Raw genomic sequence first — 19,771 nt, forward strand, 5'->3', positions numbered from 1 at the left:
GAGAAAGCAAGTGCGATCTCCCATCTGATGCCCACTCATTAACTAACTGATATTAATTTCTTCTTCTCTTGAATAGTATGATTGCACCGGCAATTGCAATTATAGCCGGAATGATGCCCTTGCATAACCACGACAACATATCTATCTGCCCTCTTGTAACCTTCAGATCCGTATCTCTTGCCTCTGGCCTTGTGGTATCTATCGGGAAGGCGCCATTGCTTAACCATCTGAAAATGCCGGCATTAAAATATTGGTTCTCCCCTCTCTTCGCTCGGGACAATTCGCCGTTGCTAATAAAGTCCGCATCACCACATACAACAATCCGTTGTTGCGCGCCGTTAATGTTCCTGGTTAAAGTAACGGCTAACGGGAACGTGCCTTTTTCATCGCCTGCAGCGGCGTTGAACTGCAGATCAGCTGTGGTCAGATCAACATTTTGCGATTGCGATGCCGGTTGTCGTGAAAGTTGCTTGTTCCAGCCACCTTCGGCACTTAATAGCAACGGTTCTACTTTAAAGGCTGCATTGGAAGTCATGCCAACAGCTGCGGCACCCTGAACAGCTACGGTAGCGCCGACTGTTTGCATCCGGCTGATATTAGAATCTAATTTTAAAGCTGTTGGGGAAACGCTTGCGTTAATAAAGCCTGGGGTATATTTTTTGTCTGGCTTTACCAATATTCCGGGTTGCAACTGCACCCCTAATGTTTGCAAAAATGGATTGAGTACCTGCTGCCTGCCCGGCTCACCAGAGATTAGCATATTGCCACCTTTGTTAATATGATTAGTAAGCTTTTGCTGCTCTTGGGTATCAAACACCGCGGTAGGGTCTGCCACTACCACAATGCTCGCGTCAGCCGGAATTTCCTGCTTCGCCAGGTTTACCGTATCTATATCAAATCCCTGGTTAATTAAAGCGTTCCGCCTTATTTTAAGTGTGCTCATTAACTGGTAATCGCGGTCTGCTTTACTTTCTGTAGACCTTTCGTTATTGCCTGTCAGGAAAACAACTTTAGGAACTTTTACCACCAGTCGTTTAATAGCAGCCATAACTTCTGCCTCGTCTGCATAGGGGTCGGTATCTCCCATGTAGAATCTCAGGAAAGTACTCTTCCCTTTATACTCTAATTTTCGCACCAGTAAATACCCTTCTGGTTTCAGGTCTACAAGCTTATCTATCTGTGTCGGCGACATAAAAAGGCTGCGACTGACATCCATCATCGTCCCCATCTTGTCTGCAATCTGATTCAGATCGGTAACGCCTCGCAGGTTAGGGTTATGTTCATAATCACGAAAATCGGGCTCAACAGGCTTTTGATAGTAATACTTATAATCAACCTCCATACCCGGGATAAACCTTTTATACTGCTCCAGTTTGGACAAATCTGCATTGCGTGCCGAAGGTAAAACCGGCCATAAGTTTGGCGCCAGCATGTTAGCGTAGGTAGTTACTTTTAATTCGCCATCTATTTTTTTGGCAATTTCGCGGCTGTTCTCAGTAATGGTTAATGACTGGTTACTTGTGGCATCCAGGTAACCGGTAAGTACAGGTCTTGAAGTGAGATAACCCAAAAACAAAGCCGCAAAAAGTAACAGTACATACCGGCCTGCTTTTACCGTCAAGGGCTTTAACTCGCGTTCTGATTTTAGTTTCAGGACACATAGCACCAAAAACGAGCAAATGATAATCAGGTAATAAAACACATCTTTAGTGGTAATTAAACCGGCAATCATCTTTTCTGTACGGCCAGATATAGACAGGAAATACGTGAGATCTCTCACAAAATCATATTCCTGCCATAGAATGCCTACAAACCTGAGCACGGTAAATACGGCCAGGGTACTGATAGCAGCCACCACCTGGTAGGTAGTAAGGCATGACATAAACAAACCGATGGCAGCATAGGTACAGATTAAAAGATACAAACCAAACAGACCTGAAAGGATGAGGCCGATGTCTGCATGGGTGATAAAGAGTGAGCCAATAATTCCATAGATTCCTAAAGCGGCAATAAGTGTTAACCCATATCCTATGATTGCCAGATATTTACCGAGGATAATCTGGGTGAGTTTTACCGGTGATGAAAGCAATAATTTTATTGATCCGCTGCTGGTCTCGCGGCTCATCAAACCCATTGTTAATATCGGCAGGTACAGATAAAGATAGCCCTGCATAATAGTGAACAAGCCTGAGTTACCAGCAAAAAGTGAGCGTGTTATTGCCCCTGGGTAGTAACCGAGTGAAAGACTTGTGCGTATCCCCTGCATGGAGCCTAAAAAGCCAATACTGCACTGGATTATAAAAATGGCCAATACCAACCAGGCCACCGGCGAATAAAATAGAATGCTCAGTTCTAACCTGGCTATTTTAAAAATCTTTCTCATCTGTTTTATCTTGATTTTTTATTAGATAACTGTGCGAAAACTTCATCAAGCGAGCTCTTCTCCAGCATGATCTCTTTTAGTTCCCAGCCGTTTTGCACGCTTAGTTTTATCAGTTGCTTCGACAGATCAGAAGAAGCCCTGAACCGCAGACGGTAACTTCCGGCACTGACAGGCTCGACGGCAGTAATACCGGGTATGCTGGTCAGCTCTGCTGTAGAGGGCGGGTTATCCATTGATAGCAGCATAGAATCCGGCATGATATAGTTGTTAAAGGCATCCATCGTATCTGCAAAAACCATCTTGCCGTTCTCTATCATTTTAACTTCTTTGCAAATCGCCTGTACTTCAGAAAGAATGTGGGTAGAGAATATCACTGCCCTTTCTTCTGCAATCTCCCTAATGAGTTTACGTACCTCGAGGATCTGATTTGGATCAAGGCCATTGGTGGGTTCATCCAACACCACCAGCTTCGGTTTATGGATAATGGCCTGTGCAATACCCACGCGCTGACGGTAGCCGCCGGAGAGATTACGCAATATCCGGTTAGAAAAATGGGCTACACCGCATTTTTCCATTACCTTTTGTACGGCGTTTTTAATTTCATTTTTATGAACATTGCGGATCTCGGCACAATAAGTCAGATATTCCTCCACGGTAAGTTCAAGGTGTAAGGGCGCGTGCTGCGGAAGAAAACCGATTCTTTTTTTTGCTTCTTCAGGCTCTTCCCTGATGTCGATCCCGTCGATGTAGACGCTACCCTCTGTTTGGTTGAGCACTCCGCAAAGGATATTCATGGTGGTAGATTTACCGGCACCATTAGACCCCAGCAGGCCGAGTACACCTACTTCGTCTATTTCAAAATTGATGTCGCGGATGGCCCAATCCCGGGTATATCTGTGCGACAGGTTTTCTATTCTTACAATACTTTTTTTCACTTATATGGTATTTTTGATACGTAGCTACCTGTTCGGAGTAACTTCTTCAGCTATTCGCGTTAAATTTTTTGACCATGAAATGGTTCTGTACTTTATGGGTTATTCACCATATCCGGATGTCCTTTGAGGTAAAAGTTCGGGATGCGCAACGTCAGCCGTTCCGGCTTCAATGTAAACTGTGTGCTTCCACCGCCTGTTAAGAATAGCGTATGCGTTGCAGCAGCTGTGCCGGTAAATACCGGATCAACCGAAAGCCTGCGCATATCCCACCATCGGTAACCCAACCCCGCAAATTCGCGCTGACGTTCATTGATGATAAATTTGACCAAGGCATTTTGGTTGCCGGATACAGACGAGGGCACAGTTGCATCTGCGGCAGGCATGCGGTTTTTGCGTAGCGTTTCTACATCTGTTACAGCACCGGTAAGGTCATTTGTTCTTGCCTTTGCCTCAGCACGCAACAAATACAAATCGGGCATTTCTAAACCGATACGCGCGTAAGACGAGTAAGGTACCGTATACCTGCGGACGCGGCCGCCTTCAATGGTAGTTTGGTCTTGTTGTAAATTTGTGAAAAGGTTTAGGCGAAGGTCTGACGCGCTAAAAAGTGACAAGGTTTTAGGGTCTATTGTTAGGAAGTCATTACCGAAATTATTGCCGTCGTAGTTACCAGAATAAGAGGCGACGAAAACAACAGATTCTGTGAGATCTGTAAGATTATTATAAGGCGTATTAGGGCCATAAATCGGGTCAATAGGCTGAAAGGCCCCATTGGCAGCAAATGCCTGGTTATAATCATACAACTTAGGTATGGCTCCCATTTTACCAAGGTCTGTAAATGCCGCATTTAACATACTTAGCGCATCTGTATTTTTACCCATAAACAGATAAACCTTACCCAGAAACCCTTCTGCAGCCGCCCGCGACCACCTGGTTCTGATTTTGGGTGCCGTATTCAAATCCGGCAGAGCCGCGGTTATGTCGCTGATGATAAAATCATACATCTGCTGCAGGGTACCACGTTTAAAATCAGTAGCGGTAATGTCTGCAGTGGTAATCATCGGGAAACCAGGATCGCTACCTGCAGTGGAAGCATTATAAGGCTTAGCAAAATAGTTGATTAACTGAAAATTTGTGAATGCCCTGGTAACCTTTGCTTCGGCCGCCACTTCCTTTTTTTGTTGCAAGGTTCCACCGTCAGAACCATTTACCTCGTTAATTATTTTGTTCAGCGTATAGATATTGCCGAAGATTGTTTGAAGAAACAGCGGCCTGTCAGAATTGCTGTAAGATGCGGTCGACGGCACAAAAATGTCCGGGTTCCATTGAAACAAAAGATTTGCTTCCGGCGAACTGCTTTGATTAAAGTAATTTTCTTCTGCAGATACGTCATCCCCCATCAGCATTGCAGGTTGCCATATACCGATAGTACCATACAGGTAGAAGGTAGAACTGTTCATCAGCAGATTATAATCCTCGTAGTTTTTTGCCACAAGCTGACCTTTAGGTACAACTTCTAAAAAACTTTTTTTGCAGGATACCATCGCCATCGACAGTGCGATGAATGCAACTGTTGCTTTATGAATATATTTTAGCATGATCTTGTCTGATTAATGTGATTTAAAAGTTTACGTTTGCGCCGATTGTAATGGCATGCTGGCCAAGCGGTGTTCCCCGGCCGCCCAATTGAAAGCTTTGATACTCTGGATCTATCCCATATTTATTGGCTTTCCATAACAGGATATTACTTACCTGCAGCCTAAGTACAGCGCTTTCTATTTTTAACCATTTTGTAACCGACGGATTAAGATTGTAGGCCAGCGAGGCATCTCTAAGTTTTAGGTAAGAAGCGCTAACCACATTGATATCTGCCTTTGTATAGAAATCCGTGTTTCGCTGGGAATAGTTATAGAACATATCCGGAACATAAGCAGGGATATCGGTAATTTTTTCATCACCGGGTTGTTTCCAACGGTTTACAAAGTCAGAAGAGACGTTTCCACTTAAGCCTGAATTTGCCACGGTAAGCCTGCCTCCGTAAAATTGGTTTACATCTCTGCGCATCACCGCACCTAAACTATAAACCATGTTGGCAGTAAGTTCAAATTGTTTATAGCGGAAAGTATTGCTGACGCCGCCGTTAATTTTAGGGATGATAGAACCTTTGTAAACCAGGTCTGCTACACCAGGTGCCTGAGGATCTTTGGTAACGGTACCATTTGCGAGTTTGATCTGAGGGTCGCCCACCTTATCCAGACCGGCGTACTGATAAGCATACAGCGGTGACATCGGTTTTCCGATTACATAGAGAGCGCTTAGCCTGGAGTATACATTATTCTCGTACGACTGCGGAGCTGAATAACTTGCTAACTTGTTGTTATTATAGGCGAATACTATTCCGGATGACCATGTAAAATTAGTTGTTCTAATGTTTACACTGTTCAGCCCTGTATTGATACCATTGTTGGTGAGGTTACCGATGTTAGATGTTGCAGAACTTTGCCCGGTAAAAGGGTCCAGATCTACACGTCCCAATAAATCTGTGGTATTTTTATGGTAATATTCAATAGTACCGGTAAGGCGGCTGTTAAATACACCAAAATCAACACCGATATTGGTAGTATGGGTGCTTTCCCATCCTAATTTTCTATTTGCAGTAGAAGAAATGTTGTATTCTTTCCCTGCAATTAGCGGGTATGATAAATAGTTACCTGTCGGATCTGACAGCACATCGAATGTGGTTGCAGCACCTACATATGGCGAGTTACCGGTGATACCATAAGTTGCGCGGAGCGCCAGGTTGTTCAACCATTTTACGCCTTTCAAAAATTGCTCCTGGGTAACGTTCCACTTAGCGCCAAAACTGTATACCGGTTTATTCTGGGCAGATACATCACTACCGAACAGGTTACTATGGTCAACCCGCCAGCTGGCATCTACGCTATACTTCCGGTTGAAGGTATAGCTACCCAGGGCAAAGTATGAATTAAAACGTGTCCTGGCTTCCATCGGGAAAAAAGGCTGAAAAGAATAATATCCATAGCCGGTTACTGTACCAGGCACGCCGCGGCTAAGCGTCAGATAATTAATTAATGGATAGGTTTGCAAATCCTCATCATAACCTAACAGGTTGGTAGTTATACTGCTGCTAAAGCTCTCTCTAGCCTCTTGTCCACCTTGCAGGCTGATTAGGTCATTACCCCCGCGACCAGAATAAGTATAAACCAATTGGTTTCTTACGGTCCAGTTTCGCTGATTAGATGTAATGCTACGGTAATTACCGCCCGTATTCGGCAGCAAGTAGGTTGGCGGCCCGCCATTTGTGCCAGGGATAGTTAAGCTTACCAACTGTCTTCTCAATGCATATTCCTGATGATCGTCGTAACCGGTAGCTGTACCCGGTGCTACCAGGTAGCCGTAGGTACCCAGGTAACTTAGCCCCTTCCAAAGCTTCACCGTAGCATTGGCTACCATATTCACAGAGATGGTGTTACTTCTTGAGTGGCCGTAGTTCAACTCGTCCAACGGGCTGTAGGTTTGCAAGTCGATACCGCTGGCTTGCTGATAATCTGCCCTTTGCTGTGGCGATAAACCGCCCAGGTAGGGCATATTTATATTATTGCCATTTGCATCTTTAAAAAGCTGATAAGGTATGGCATCGGCACCGATACTCATCGCGTTTTTGCTACTGGTTAAGGTATTAACCAATGAAGTGTTTAATGAGAATGCAAAGCGTTGGTTGGGGGTATAGTTTTGATTAAGGTCTACACGGTAAGTATTATTCTTATCACCCAACCTATTGGTCTGCACGTCTGTATAACCTAACGAGGTATAAAATGAATACGAATTGCTACCGCCAGATGCAGAAAGTGTATGGTTGGTGGTAAAAGCATTACGCATCCACAGATCTTTAATCTGCTGCTTGTTATTAATTCCTGACAGGCTATCTAATTTTGCATTTGCCTGTGCAGCTGTAAGCAGTCCCATATTCTGATCATACAAGATCTGTTCGTGGGGGGCTATAAATTGATTGTAATAAAGTGAACCGTAGGGGAATTTAACCGGGTTAAAAGTTTCTTTAGCCGCCTGTATATATTGACTGGAATTTAAGAAACGCTGATAGTTTAAATTCGGCTTGCCCTGGTAATAAACAAAACCCTGGTAGCTTACTTTTAACCGCTGGTTTTTAGCACCGCTTTTAGTAACAATGACAACAACCCCGTTAGCAGCCTGGGCACCCCAGATGGCCGCCGCCGCAGCGTCCTTTAAGACAGTAATATCTTCAATATCATCCACGTTAATAGAGCCAAAATCTGTTACAATCACCCCATTTACTACATAAAGCGGCTCTGTAGATAATTTAGTACTGCTTGTCCCCCTGATTAAAGCACTGCGGGTTGAAGCATGGGTAATTCTATCCACTGTAACATTCTGACTGACGGTTAACCCAGGGATTTGCCCGTCCAGGCGGCCAATCACATCCATGGTATTGCTACGGGTTGAAAACGTTTTCATATCCGGTTTAGAGAACGAGCCGGTAGCCCTTTCTTTAGAAAGGTTTTGATAACCGGTATGCACAATCACTTCTTTTAAACGGGCAGATACGGTGTGTAGAACAATGTTCTGGAACGTCATATTCCGCTTTACTTTAAAAGTGTAGGTTTGATAGCCAATGTAAGACACCCCCAATTCGTCGCCCTCTTCAGCGTCCATGTAAAACAGGCCATTCTCGTTTGTCACATAGGTAATTTCCCCGCCATTGGGCAGCGGCTTTTGTTTTTTCACAAAAAACACGGTAGCCCGGTTAAGAGGGGCACCTGTGCTATCTGTAATCCTACCCTTTACTTGCACCGGTCCTTCGAAAAAGGATTTCACCTTATCGAGGATTGAAGGGGTTGACGGCTTTAAAATAATGCTGTGACCGACAATAGAATAGGTGACAGGCATATCTTTGAAACAGGCGTCCAAAGCCTTATTAATGCTTACGTTAGAAACGTTTACACTGATTGGAGCAGTTTTAAGATTATTTTCGTCGTAAATAAAGTTAAACGGGGCCTGGCTTTCTATTTTCTGTAGCACCTTCTCTAACGCCGCCTTATTCTCGTGCAGTGTTATCTGGCTGTAGCTCTTGGCGCTTGCATTAATAAGACCGATTATAAGCAGTAATGTAGACAACTTCATAATCCTTAACAGAAGTTTTATGCGGGACGGGCATGGTTGCTTCGCCCCCGTAGAAAAAGCAGTAAAATTCATTACATTTGTGATGTTTTGGGTTAATACTTAAACGCATTTCAAATTCAGTTTATCCGCTTATAGCGGAAGGGTTAATCCAAAATTTCGCCGTGGACGTGCGCCAACACTTCCGCGGTTTTTTTTGAACTTACCTTTCGGGGGCTAATTCAATTTCGTATAGAATTCATCATAGTTTATGGGTTAGGGGTTAATCATATTATTAATTAGTTGTTCTGTATAACTATTGCATTTCCTTCCATCCGCATCTTTATCCCCAGTTTGGAAAGGATTTCCAACATCCGCGAAGCATTTTCTGCCCTTAGCACCTTACCGGTAATGGCTACATCAGGTATATTGCCTTCGTATTTCACATCGACATTGTACCATCTTGCAAACTGCTGCATTACCTCCTGAAGATTTGCGTGTTTGAAACGGAAATAGCCATTTTTCCAGGCCACGGCGGTCTCAATATCCACCTGGTTCACCTCTATTTTATGATTTGCTGCTTTAAGCACAGCTTGCTCGCCCGGTTTAATCACCGCGGATTGCCCCGCTGTCGAAACTTTTACACTCCCTTCCAGCAAGGTTGTCCGCACTGCCCGCTCATCTTTGTAGGCATTAATATTAAAATGAGTACCTAACACCTCAACTGTTTGATCACCTGCGACCACCCTAAACGGCTTCGTTTTATTGTGGGCCACTTCGAAATAAGCCTGGCCGGAAATTTCGACACGACGCTCATTACCAATAAAGGTTACCGGATAGCGGATTGATGACGAGGCATCCAGGATAACTTTGGTGCCATCTGAAAGGGTTAACTGGTAAGTACCCCCGGCAGGGGTAAGCATGGTATTGTACACTGGCGCCTTTTGCAATGTACTTGCTTGCGCCTGGTAGCTCAATTGCCCTGAAGCTGTTTTATGGACAGCAACATTACCCTGCGTTGTAATTATACCGTTACCGGCATCTGTTAATGATAACCGCTCGCCATTATTTAAAACAAGAATAGCTTTGTTTCCACCCGGGGTAGTTGTCTGGGCAATTTTCGCGATAACCTCTTGTTGGTCGCCGTTAGAATGATTCGCAAAAAAGTATATACCTACAGCAGCAAATAACAGTACCGCCGCTGCCACACTCAGTTTACGCCATAAGGTTAAAGGATTCGATTTTCTGGTTTGAGCAGACAAGCGGGCCCAGATTTCATTCAAATCGGCTTCTCTTTCGTTATCTGGGATATCTGCCAGACCCTGCTGTTCAAATTGAAGATACCAGGCTTCTATCAGCCCTTTCTCTTCTTCTGAAGCAGTACCGTTATTATATTTACTGATTAGTTCTAAAACCTTTTGTCTTTGCATAATATCAAAGCAGGATAATCATCCGCTAATTATAGTAAAGACAAGATAGTTAGAGGCAAGGGGTATATAAATTTTGAAAAAATCACACTTTATTTAAAATAACCTAAAAATTCGTTAGCAGAATAATATAAATTACTATACCAAGGCGCATTCTAAGGATTTTTAAAGCATTTTTTATCTGTTTTTTCACCGTTTCTTCTGAAATCGACAACTCTTCGGCAATTTCTTTATGAGAAAGGTGGCTCTTACGGCTCAACTCAAATACCTCGCGCATTTTTGGAGGTAATGCGGCGATTTCCTTTTCAATAATTTCCATTAATTGCCGCTCGCGTATCAAATGATCGGTCGAAGCAACATAATTATTGGCATAAACCAGCAATGAATCTACGTATCTAGACTCCACCTTTTCATGCTCAATTATATTCAATATACGGTTTCTGGTAGCTGTATATAAATAAGCAGAAAGCGTAGTGGTTAGAAATATATCTTGCCTTTTTGTCCACAAGGCAGCAAACAGCTCCTGGATCACGTCATTGGCTGCTTCCCTGTCTCCCAACTTTTTATAAGCATGCGTATGCAACAGCCATTTGTAGCGATTGTAAATTTCAGCGTACGCTTCCTCGCTTCCTTCGCGAAGTAAAGAAACCAATTCTTGGTCAGATGCTGTATTGAGGGCGGGCAACGTTAAATTAATTTACACTAAGTTAACGGAAAAAGTATTGACTTACAATAGTACTCGCTTACAAGTTAGATTTTTTAGATTTTACTATCTCCAAACGGTCAAGGGTAGCAGCAGTAGCTGCTATTCACTATAACCTTATTAACCGATAGCTTTTTTTGTCTAAAGGACAAGGGATAAATTTTTACTTTGAAGACTTATCAAATATCTCCGCGAGCTTATTTGTTAAGTCTTCACTTCTCAAATCTTTAGCTATCATTTTCCCGTTAGGATCTACTAACACGTTTGATGGTATACTGCGTATGCCGTATTCCAAGGCTGCATTATTATCCCATCCTTTAAGATCTGAAACCTGCGTCCACGGTAAATTGTCATCATGAATAGCGTTTATCCAAGCGGCTTTCTTGCCCGGAAAATCAAACGATACCCCCAGAACTGTAAATCCCTTCGCATTATATTTATTATAGGCATTCAGAACATTAGGGTTCTCAGCCTGACAAGGACCGCACCAGCTTGCCCAAAAATCAACCAATACATATTTTCCTCTAAAATCCGAAAGTTTTACCCCTTTACCATCTGGTGTGTATTGGGTAAAATCCGAGGCATCATCGCCAATTTTATTTTTAGACAATGATGCCAAAAGCATTCTTATCTGATCCCCTGTTTCGCTGTTTTTAAGTTTTGGCGAAAGTTTATTAAAAGCAGATGCCGTATTAGCATTAAGCATTGGTATGCCTGCAGTTTGTTTCAGTGCAATTAAACTTAAATATGAATTAGGGTAAATTTTAGCAAGCTCTAAACCAGTAGCAACTAAATCGGTCCGGAGCTGTTTTTCTCTCGCAATTATTTTTGATACAGTTTCTCCGTCATTTCGCTGAGTATCACTTAAGTTTTTAAATTCGTTATCTAAAGCCTTTAATTTATTTTGAATGGGTTTAAGTAGGTCATTCCATTTTGAACGGACTTTATTAATATTTGAGTTAATAATGCTGCTTTTAAGCGAATCATTACCGGTTATACTTAAAATCCCAGCCTCTAAATAAAAATCGATAACGTCAAATCGTTCTCCGCTAACACCTTTATCTCTTAACGGGTTTTTATTACGTGAAAGATAAACAAGCTGAGGATTTCTAATTGTGCCAGTGATGCTAAATATTCCGTTCTTTACATCAGAAGAATCGCAGGCGTACTGTCCGTTATCGATTTCTTTAAGCAGGTAAATTTTGTCTGAATTTTTAAGGCCCTTAACATTTCCGTTAATGGTAAATTTTTGTTGAGCCATTAAAGAGACCGGTAAAAGGCAGCAGGCTAACAGGACAGTTCTTTTTGTCATTCAGTATTTATTGTGATAAGCTAAATATAACGATGTTATTTAGTAAAAAAGCTCCCTAAATATTGGGTATGCGCCTAAGCGGCCTTTTTATTCTTACAGCCCGAAGATCAGGCTTATGTTAATGATAAGTGTAATTTTAATAGCTTATCTACTTAGCTCTGTTTCATACAAAACCGCTCCGTTATAACTAATAGCTTTTACATTGATGCGGTTATCATTCATAGAGAAATACATAAAGCCATTCTCGGATGCCTGGAATTTACTGTACGGGATCCCAGATGATACCTGAGTGAGTTCTGACCCTGCACCCGAGATAAACATGTGGGTATGGCCTTCGGGCTTTAAATGCTGAAGGGAATGATCGTGCCCGGAAAGGTAAATATCCACCTTATGCTTTTCGAATGTCTCCGTCAGTCTTTTTCTAATGGTGAGGGTATCATAATTGCTGATGCGCGGGCCAACGGTGTAAGTTGGATGATGCCCCACTACAATCTTCCACTTTATGTCCGATCCTGCATTGCTCAATGTTTCATTAATCCACGCGATCTGCTTTTCACTGTACTCGTTTTTTGCATCGAACAGCATAGGGTCTGTGTCAATCATTACAAACAGCGCTTTTCCCTGGTTCAGCTTAAATTCCTTCTTGTAGTAACGCGCGGGCATGTTCCAGCGCCTGCTCACCTTGGAATATCTGACCTGTGCGTCGGGGTCGCCGTGCCAGTCATGATTACCCAGTATCACATGCCAGTCGCAATGTAATGAGTGCGCCGTATAAATATCCTCGAACGTGGATCGAAACTGCGGGTCCTGCTCGCTGATGACTCCGTTAGGATAAAAATTATCCCCAACGGAAATTACAAAGTTGTTGGGGTGTGTTTTAGCCCATTCCCCCATTTGGCGCCCGGTTTCAATCTGCTTATACTCCCCACTTCGCCCCCAATCACCAATAGCCAAAAAATGCAGCGAAAAATCATCGGCGAGTGCAGCCCTCGGCGATACATCATCACTACTCAAATTGGTAACTTTATCTTCGGCTAGACTGGTTAACGGTGCTATTAAAGATGCGCTAAGAGCGGTAACCGCAGTGCTTTTAACAAAATCGCGACGTTTCATGAATGTTCAGGATGAAATTGAAAGCCCAAAACTAACAAAACAATATTAGCTGCGCGTTACCATTTTTATACATTTGAAAAGCAGCAAAGTGCAAATGGTCAGTCCGACTAATTTAAAAGCTTGTGGTAACCACGAGCTTTAAAGAATCATTCCGAAGCCTGGTACGTAGCCAGGTTTGCAATTTAACTTGATCCGCTTTTCTAATACGGGTCTTAAAAGAGGTAACCGCTACCGGAACCGTGTCTTTCAGAATGGAATCACCTCCGCTATATATCACTGCATGATTAATGCTAAGCGATTGAAGCGTAGGGTATAACACGCGCATCTCCTTAAACACGTTCGGGTTGGGATTGACAGCTTTGGACTTAGTTTGAATAACAGTATCTGTATGCTTCCGGCTGCTGAAAACATCTTCCAGGATGCTGGCTTTGATCTGCGACAGATCTAACTGCTGTTTTGCATCCAGCCCTTGCCGGATGTGCAACTTTACATCCGACAATTTATAGTCAGCCAGATTCTTGCGGATACTATCCTGCTTGCTTTTATCTAAATGTTCGCCTAATAAGAGTACTTCTATCGATTTCTCCTTCCGGCTGTACTTAAAAGATTTGGATACTACCTGCGTTTTCAGATGCTGAAATTGTTCTTCAATAAATTTATTGGCATTAGCTTCGAAGATACTTTTATCAACAATACGGTAAGCCATTACAATGCTGGGGATAATGGTAATAATCACAATCGCAATCATATACCGGGTTACCTTTCGCTCTATTCCGGGTTCTTCAAACTGTTTGTGGTGCAGTTTAAGGTATCGTGTCATCAGGTAAGTAGCAATGGCAATAAAAACACTATTGATAAAATAAAGATAAAGTGCACCAATGAAATAGTACCAGTGACCTGTTGCAATGCCAAAACCTGCTGTACAAAGCGGAGGCATCAAAGCGGTGGCAATAGCCACACCCGGCACTACGTTAGTTTTCTCTTTTCTCGAAGCTGCAACCATACCTGCAAGCCCGCCAAAAAAAGCAATAAATACGTCCCATATAGATGGCGATGTTCGGGCTAGTAATTCTGATTGAGCTTCGTGTAAAGGAGAGATAGAGAAATAGATGGTCGAGGTAATTACACTAATGATCGTTGCGATTAATAAGTTTCTTCCACCTTTTTTTACCAGATCCAAATCGTTAATACCGATGCCCAGACCAATACCCATCACAGGACCCATAATCGGCGAAATCAGCATCGCGCCTATGATCACGGCTGTCGAGTTAACATTCAGCCCGATAGAAGCAATGAATATCGCAAAAATAAGGGCCCATAGGTTAACGCCCTTAAAGTCTACATTTTTCCGGATTGACTCAACAATCACTGGTTCTTCAGCCCGGTCTTCGTGAAGATTAAAACGATGATCCAGAAAGCCCAGAATTCTTGTAAATGGGTTTATCATATCAGCAGTTGAATTAGTAAATGCTTTCTTAAGCAGCCTTTTTACCGGTTAAAAGCAGCACAATACCACCAATGACTAATATGCCGCCCGCATACGGTGGCCAGTTTATTGTTTTCTCCTTTTCTGCAGATACCTGTAGTGGACCTGCGTCAATCACTTTTTCCTTTTTGGTATAGGTAAATCCTGTCCAGATTAACATCGCAATACCAACGATCAGCAAAATAATTCCAAGGGTTCTGTTCATAATATGAAGGTAATAATGATGGGGTCTTTTAGGTCAGGGAGCACCTGATCGTTATTCATAGCCAACAGCTTTCCCTTTTTTTTGTTTACGTCTTGAACCGTCTATGGATAGTTTTTCAAGTACACCTAATGAGGATAAGTATGAAGAATTAGTTCGTTAAAAATACTAGAAGACCTGCCCCAAATAGACTAAAAAAGTAGAATTTATTAAACGAAACAAACAAATTGTGATGCTAAATTAAAGTTGACCATTAATCAAGGTCTTGTAGCCTCACTTCGCTGGCGCGCTTAAAGTTATTGTTGATAATAGCTTGGTTTCCGTCTAAAAGGATACTCTTAGGCAAGGAGGAGATGTTGTATTGCTTCTTCAGATACTCAGTTTGTACATCATCTGCAAACAGATTAACCATTTGTAACTGATGTTTTGCTGAAAGCTTTCTCCAAGCGTCCAATGAACTATCAATACAAACATTAATCACCAATAAATTTTTGCTGTATTTATACATCGAATAGATTTTGTTTTCAAAAGAAAACTCTTGTATACAAGGGGCGCACCAGCTAGCCCAAAAGTTAATTATGATCAGATGGTTCTTAAACTGAGACAGTTCAACTGTGTTACCCCTGCCATCCATCAGCCGGAAACCGGGAGCTTTCTTACCCATCAAAGGCAAAGAAAACCTGGCCTGACTTACCGAATCCAAAATTTTCCTATTTTGGGGATTCGCGAAAGTCACCCCTCGGAGTAAATCTTCATAATTACTTTTGGAACGCGCATAGGCATCGTATAGCAGACGCATTTTGACAACATCCCCGATCTCATTTTTCTCGAACTCGTTTTCAGCCACTGCAAGCATGGTGGCAGGAAGTAAAGAATCAGGTTTATTTTTATTAATAGCGGCGTCTCTCAGCCTGAAAACGGCATACCATAGGTATTCACTGCTTAGTTGCACCGATGGCCCTATAAGCGGTGTTTCCTTGTCGAATCGGTAATAACCGCTGTCTAATTTCATTTTTCGCCCGGATTTAAACGACAGATCAAACGGAACATGATGTTTTAAGAAGGCGTTGTTATACATCAATCTCCAAAACTCATATTCCTTAAACAATCCGGGTAAAGGGCGATCATAGTTTTTTAGAAAGTCAAGGTTAAGTTTGTTGATGGAATCAGCCAAGGCTGGAAAATCATTGAAATCCTTAATTTGGCCCCCGGCCTGATAATAGACATTGTTGCTTCGGGCCACTTTAAAATAGTCCTGATAATAGTTGTTTTCGTCCGAGAGGTCGCCTTCAAATTTTAATTTAATAGGATTTTTATTCTCTATGATACACCTTACATTTTTACCCGGCGCGGTGTAAATTGAAAAGAGCACAGACGTAAATTGAACAAAATCAGCATAGTTCATTTTGATCTTTATCGTACTTGATTTGCCGGGAGCGATTTTTTCTTCTATTAAACCTTCAGATATGGGTAGATAAAATGATATACGCCCTTTTAAGTTAATCGTGTCTTTCGTTTGATTTATTACCGTTATCGTCGCATTTTTTCCGGTGAGGCTTATTCCCTGTTCCAATCTTTGGTTTTTATCACCAATTTTATCGAGACTTTGCCCCTTTAAATGATTCAGGCATAAACAGGCAAGTAGAATAAAGAATAATAAACGCATTACCAAAACTAATTATTTAGTTTTAAAGTCCAAATAGCCTCCCTGAAAAGGTCAATGCATCATAAAGATCAAACATTAGAATTCGGCTTGGTTTGATTTGCAAAAAACGCTTTTACCCATTAATAGCATTTACCAATCCATCGCCTTACTAAGCATGTGCCTATAGTTTTCCCCAACAGGTATTTGTTCATCTTTAATGACAACCATATTACGGTCAATGCGTTCAGCATACGAACAATTGATCAGGTATGAACGGTGCACCCTTAAAAACCTATGCGACGGCAACAATTCGCTTAGGTACTTCATGGTCATATGTGTAAGGTAACGGCCTTTGATTGTATGCAACTGAATATAATCTTTGATGGATTGTGCGTACAACAACTCATTGTGCATCACCTTAACCAATTGGCCCGACACCTTAAAATAAGTATAGTCTTTTTCCGAGGGCGTTTCGGTATGATGGGTTTTAAACAGACGGTGGATACTTTTTGTAAATCGCTCATAAGTGATCGGTTTTACCAGGTAGTCCACAGCTTCCAGTTCAAACCCATCAACTGCGTACTCGCTGTAAGCGGTGGTAAAAATTACAGCGGGAGGATTTTTCAGGGAACGCCATAAATCGAGGCCGCTTAACCTGGGCATTTTAACATCTAAAAAAACCAGGTCTGGCTGTAGCCTGCTTATCATTTCGTACGCTTGCAGCGCGTTACTGCAACTGCCGACTGACATCAGTTCAGGTGTCCGGGCAATATAAGCATCCAGCACCTGCCGGGCTAATGGTTCATCATCTACAATCAGGCACCTCATCATGGTTAAGACAGCGTTAGGTGTACGCGATATTGCCGTTCATCCTCCTGAACCTCTAGCAAATACCGATCAGGATAAAGCAGCTCAAGCCTTTTACAAACGTTTTCTATTCCAATGCCCGGTTCTTGCCGGTTAACGTCTGTTGGCTTGCTGTTCACTACTTCTAATATAAGTTCTTGCTCGGTCCGGCAAATAACAATACGGACAAATCCTTCCCCGGTTTCCTCTGCTAAGCCATGTTTAAAGGCATTCTCTATAAAAGGCAAGAGCAACAGGGGCTCAATCTGATGGCTTTCATCTACTCCTTGTACGTCAAAACTAATTTCTTTTTCACCGGCATACCTCATCTTTTCTACTTCTACATAGCTGCCAAGAAACTTAATCTCCTGCTGTAGAGGCACCCTGCTTTGGTTAGCTTCATACAGGATATAGCGCATCAGCTCACCCAAACGAGCCACCATGGAAGCAGTCATAGGTGAGTTTTGTAAAGCCAGTGAGTAAATATTATTGATGGTATTAAAAAAGAAATGCGGATGAAGCTGTGCTTTCAGGTAATTCAGTTCCGAGAACAACTGCTGTTCCTTAAGCGTCTTCATCGCCTCGCTTTGTTGTAAAGTGCGGATGAGAAAGGCTAAACCTAATAGCGGAAAGAAAACAGAAATAAAAAGATAGTTCACCGCAAAATAAAGATGTGTAGTAGAAGCACGCGCACGGATATCCGCAGAAATAAAGGCTGAATGCCTAATGATCCAGTTCAGCACGTAGTGATGCGCTAACTGATTGACAAATACAAATCCAATCAGACAAAGAAGTACTGCCCAAATCTTCCCCCTCAGAACATATGGCTTAAGGAATAGCCAATAAAACAGGCCATACAAGATAAAGCTGTATACCCCACAAACCAGCCGGTAATCCAGATCCTCGGCAAAGCGAGATACATCATGCTGTTCATATGCGCTGTATTCGAGATCGCTGATGACGGAGATCAGGAACGAGATGAAAAAGAGCACAAAAAGTTCAATACGCAGGTATTTCCAATTCCACTTTGCTCGGCGCATTTGCATAGCGGTAAATTAACTATTATCGATCAGCTTTTTAAGGCGTAACGCATGTATTTCGACAAACCCCATGATCTTTTAGACGAAGCGTTAGCTGAAGCCTTCCGTCGAATTTCCAGGCGTCTTGGTCTAATTATCCAGCGCACCAGGATAAACCATAGCTACATTTGGTTAAAACACCCTCACATCATGAAATACTTATACAGCGTTATCCTACTTATAAGCTTTGCTTTCACTCTTAACAAAAAAGCTGCTCCCAGCTATACCATCACCGGGACGGTAAATGGTTTGGAAGACGGCACGTGGCTTTACTTACGATTGGCTAAACCAGATAGGGATATTGACTCATGCCAGGTCCGTGCTGGTCATTTTCAAATGAAGGGTCTAATCCATGATAAAGCTATCCTGGTTTACCTTCATACGGCCCGCTACACCAACTATGTAGCGTTCTGGCTGGAAAATACCCCTATTACGATTCAGGTCAAAGCCGGAGAATTCAAGAAAGGAACAATTACTGGTTCGGCAACTGAGGAAGAACGTAAACGGTTTGATCTGCTCAAAAAGCCTTTAGCTATCCAGATGGATAGCCTGGAAAAAGTGCGAGAGGCAACACAGGATCGGGAAACGCGTAAAAGGCTATCCGTACAATTATCCGGTCTAAAGAAATTAGATGCCCAAACGGACAGGGACTATGTACGTAGCCACCCGAACTCGCTGATTGCCGCTAATTTGCTCAGTATTTATGCGTCAAGCTGGGGAAAAGACACCGCTTCTGTTTTGTATAACAATATGAGCGCTAACATTAAAGCATCCGGTTATGGTAAAGATATTAGTGAGTTTATATCATTAAACCGTGACATTAAAGTAGGCGGCCAATATGTGGATTTCCAGCAAAACAACATAGGGGGCAAAGCAATAAGACTGTCGGATATTAAAGCCCGATATATTCTGGTCGACTTCTGGGCATCCTGGTGCGGCCCCTGCCGCGAGGAAAACCCAAACCTGGTTAAGACGTACGGCCGCTATAAAGATAAAGGCTTTGCCGTGCTGGGCGTGTCCCTTGATGATAATAAACAACGGTGGCTAAAAGCAGTAGCAGATGACCATCTAACCTGGGAAAACGTTAGCGATCTGCGCGGCGATCAGAATAAGGCCGCCCTTATTTATGGCATCACCGGCATACCGGATAACTTTCTGATCGACGATAAAGGTACCATCATTGCCCGCAACCTACGCGGCCAGGCACTTGATGACAAACTGAAGGAGCTGCTGCGATAAACACCGTCACCGTATAAACGCTTATGGCAGTTAGATACCCGTGATCCATGCAGACATTTTACAACGCGGGACAAAATGACAATTGCTTACACCACCATGAATAACACTTGCCTTGGTTTCACTCCAGGTATCGCTATCCTATTCAGGCTTTGAAGCTAACAAACCCACAACTTAAAAGAATAAAAAACTCCCTGAAGGTTGCTTTTTCCGAAAACACCCCTATCCTCCGTTAAATTCGGCGCTA

At 42.6% G+C, this 19,771-nt stretch carries 14 protein-coding genes; 1 reads left to right on the forward strand and 13 read right to left on the reverse strand.

Annotated elements, in window-relative coordinates; translation table 11 throughout:
* Nucleotides 1-52: 52 nt before the first annotated feature.
* From MUY27_RS03875 to MUY27_RS03935, 13 genes are all read right to left on the reverse strand, one after another.
* Nucleotides 53-2,383: a Gldg family protein gene (locus MUY27_RS03875; RefSeq protein ID WP_245128668.1), complete on the reverse strand. Its 2,331-nt coding sequence runs from the start codon at nt 2,381-2,383 to the stop codon at nt 53-55.
* Nucleotides 2,384-2,388: 5 nt separating this feature from the next.
* Entirely contained in the window at nt 2,389-3,318 is a 930-nt protein-coding gene (locus MUY27_RS03880; RefSeq protein WP_245128669.1) for an ABC transporter ATP-binding protein, read from the reverse strand.
* 92 nt (nt 3,319-3,410) lie between these two features.
* Nucleotides 3,411-4,916: a RagB/SusD family nutrient uptake outer membrane protein gene (locus MUY27_RS03885; RefSeq protein ID WP_245128670.1), complete on the reverse strand. Its 1,506-nt coding sequence runs from the start codon at nt 4,914-4,916 to the stop codon at nt 3,411-3,413.
* A 22-nt stretch (nt 4,917-4,938) separates the two neighbouring features.
* On the reverse strand, nt 4,939-8,499 hold the full coding sequence (locus MUY27_RS03890; RefSeq protein WP_245128671.1) for a SusC/RagA family TonB-linked outer membrane protein: 3,561 nt from the start codon (nt 8,497-8,499) through the stop codon (nt 4,939-4,941).
* A 275-nt stretch (nt 8,500-8,774) separates the two neighbouring features.
* Nucleotides 8,775-9,905, reverse strand: coding sequence for a FecR family protein (locus MUY27_RS03895; RefSeq protein WP_245128672.1), 1,131 nt, complete (start codon nt 9,903-9,905; stop codon nt 8,775-8,777).
* 103 nt (nt 9,906-10,008) lie between these two features.
* Nucleotides 10,009-10,587 carry an RNA polymerase sigma factor gene (locus MUY27_RS03900; protein ID WP_245128673.1) on the reverse strand — a complete coding sequence of 193 codons (579 nt, stop codon included), beginning with the start codon at nt 10,585-10,587 and terminating at the stop codon, nt 10,009-10,011.
* Between the two features lie 181 nt (nt 10,588-10,768).
* Complete coding sequence (locus MUY27_RS03905) at nt 10,769-11,917, reverse strand: TlpA disulfide reductase family protein (RefSeq protein WP_245128674.1); 1,149 nt, start codon at nt 11,915-11,917, stop codon at nt 10,769-10,771.
* A 144-nt stretch (nt 11,918-12,061) separates the two neighbouring features.
* Nucleotides 12,062-13,030: a purple acid phosphatase family protein gene (locus MUY27_RS03910; protein ID WP_245128675.1), complete on the reverse strand. Its 969-nt coding sequence runs from the start codon at nt 13,028-13,030 to the stop codon at nt 12,062-12,064.
* A gap of 112 nt (nt 13,031-13,142) precedes the next feature.
* Nucleotides 13,143-14,477 carry a TIGR00341 family protein gene (locus MUY27_RS03915; RefSeq protein ID WP_245128676.1) on the reverse strand — a complete coding sequence of 445 codons (1,335 nt, stop codon included), beginning with the start codon at nt 14,475-14,477 and terminating at the stop codon, nt 13,143-13,145.
* A gap of 28 nt (nt 14,478-14,505) precedes the next feature.
* Complete coding sequence (locus MUY27_RS03920) at nt 14,506-14,721, reverse strand: hypothetical protein (protein WP_245128677.1); 216 nt, start codon at nt 14,719-14,721, stop codon at nt 14,506-14,508.
* A 250-nt stretch (nt 14,722-14,971) separates the two neighbouring features.
* Nucleotides 14,972-16,384, reverse strand: coding sequence for a TlpA family protein disulfide reductase (locus MUY27_RS03925; protein ID WP_245128678.1), 1,413 nt, complete (start codon nt 16,382-16,384; stop codon nt 14,972-14,974).
* A gap of 129 nt (nt 16,385-16,513) precedes the next feature.
* Entirely contained in the window at nt 16,514-17,194 is a 681-nt protein-coding gene (locus MUY27_RS03930; protein ID WP_245128679.1) for a LytR/AlgR family response regulator transcription factor, read from the reverse strand.
* Nucleotides 17,195-17,196: 2 nt separating this feature from the next.
* The gene (locus MUY27_RS03935; protein ID WP_245128680.1) at nt 17,197-18,255 is read right to left on the reverse strand and encodes a sensor histidine kinase; all 1,059 of its coding nucleotides are present in this window, start codon (nt 18,253-18,255) and stop codon (nt 17,197-17,199) included.
* A gap of 183 nt (nt 18,256-18,438) precedes the next feature.
* Here MUY27_RS03935 and MUY27_RS03940 point away from each other — a divergent pair, with 183 nt between their 5' ends.
* Entirely contained in the window at nt 18,439-19,527 is a 1,089-nt protein-coding gene (locus MUY27_RS03940) for an AhpC/TSA family protein (RefSeq protein WP_245128681.1), read from the forward strand.
* Nucleotides 19,528-19,771 lie beyond the last annotated feature (244 nt).

The organism is Mucilaginibacter straminoryzae, from assembly GCF_022953055.1.
Taxonomy (GTDB): domain Bacteria; phylum Bacteroidota; class Bacteroidia; order Sphingobacteriales; family Sphingobacteriaceae; genus Mucilaginibacter; species Mucilaginibacter straminoryzae.

Bases quoted from the DNA above. Each gene is read 5' to 3' on its own strand.
- MUY27_RS03905 (WP_245128674.1), bottom strand. From the start codon at position 11,917: ATGACAAAAAGAACTGTCCTGTTAGCCTGCTGCCTTTTACCGGTCTCT.
- MUY27_RS03930 (WP_245128679.1), bottom strand. From the start codon at position 17,194: ATGATGAGGTGCCTGATTGTAGATGATGAACCATTAGCCCGGCAGGTG.
- MUY27_RS03925 (WP_245128678.1), bottom strand. From the start codon at position 16,384: ATGCGTTTATTATTCTTTATTCTACTTGCCTGTTTATGCCTGAATCAT.
- MUY27_RS03920 (WP_245128677.1), bottom strand. From the start codon at position 14,721: ATGAACAGAACCCTTGGAATTATTTTGCTGATCGTTGGTATTGCGATG.
- MUY27_RS03885 (WP_245128670.1), bottom strand. From the start codon at position 4,916: ATGCTAAAATATATTCATAAAGCAACAGTTGCATTCATCGCACTGTCG.
- MUY27_RS03915 (WP_245128676.1), bottom strand. From the start codon at position 14,477: ATGATAAACCCATTTACAAGAATTCTGGGCTTTCTGGATCATCGTTTT.
- MUY27_RS03895 (WP_245128672.1), bottom strand. From the start codon at position 9,905: ATGCAAAGACAAAAGGTTTTAGAACTAATCAGTAAATATAATAACGGT.
- MUY27_RS03935 (WP_245128680.1), bottom strand. From the start codon at position 18,255: ATGCAAATGCGCCGAGCAAAGTGGAATTGGAAATACCTGCGTATTGAA.
- MUY27_RS03910 (WP_245128675.1), bottom strand. From the start codon at position 13,030: ATGAAACGTCGCGATTTTGTTAAAAGCACTGCGGTTACCGCTCTTAGC.
- MUY27_RS03890 (WP_245128671.1), bottom strand. From the start codon at position 8,499: ATGAAGTTGTCTACATTACTGCTTATAATCGGTCTTATTAATGCAAGC.
- MUY27_RS03940 (WP_245128681.1), top strand. From the start codon at position 18,439: ATGAAATACTTATACAGCGTTATCCTACTTATAAGCTTTGCTTTCACT.
- MUY27_RS03875 (WP_245128668.1), bottom strand. From the start codon at position 2,383: ATGAGAAAGATTTTTAAAATAGCCAGGTTAGAACTGAGCATTCTATTT.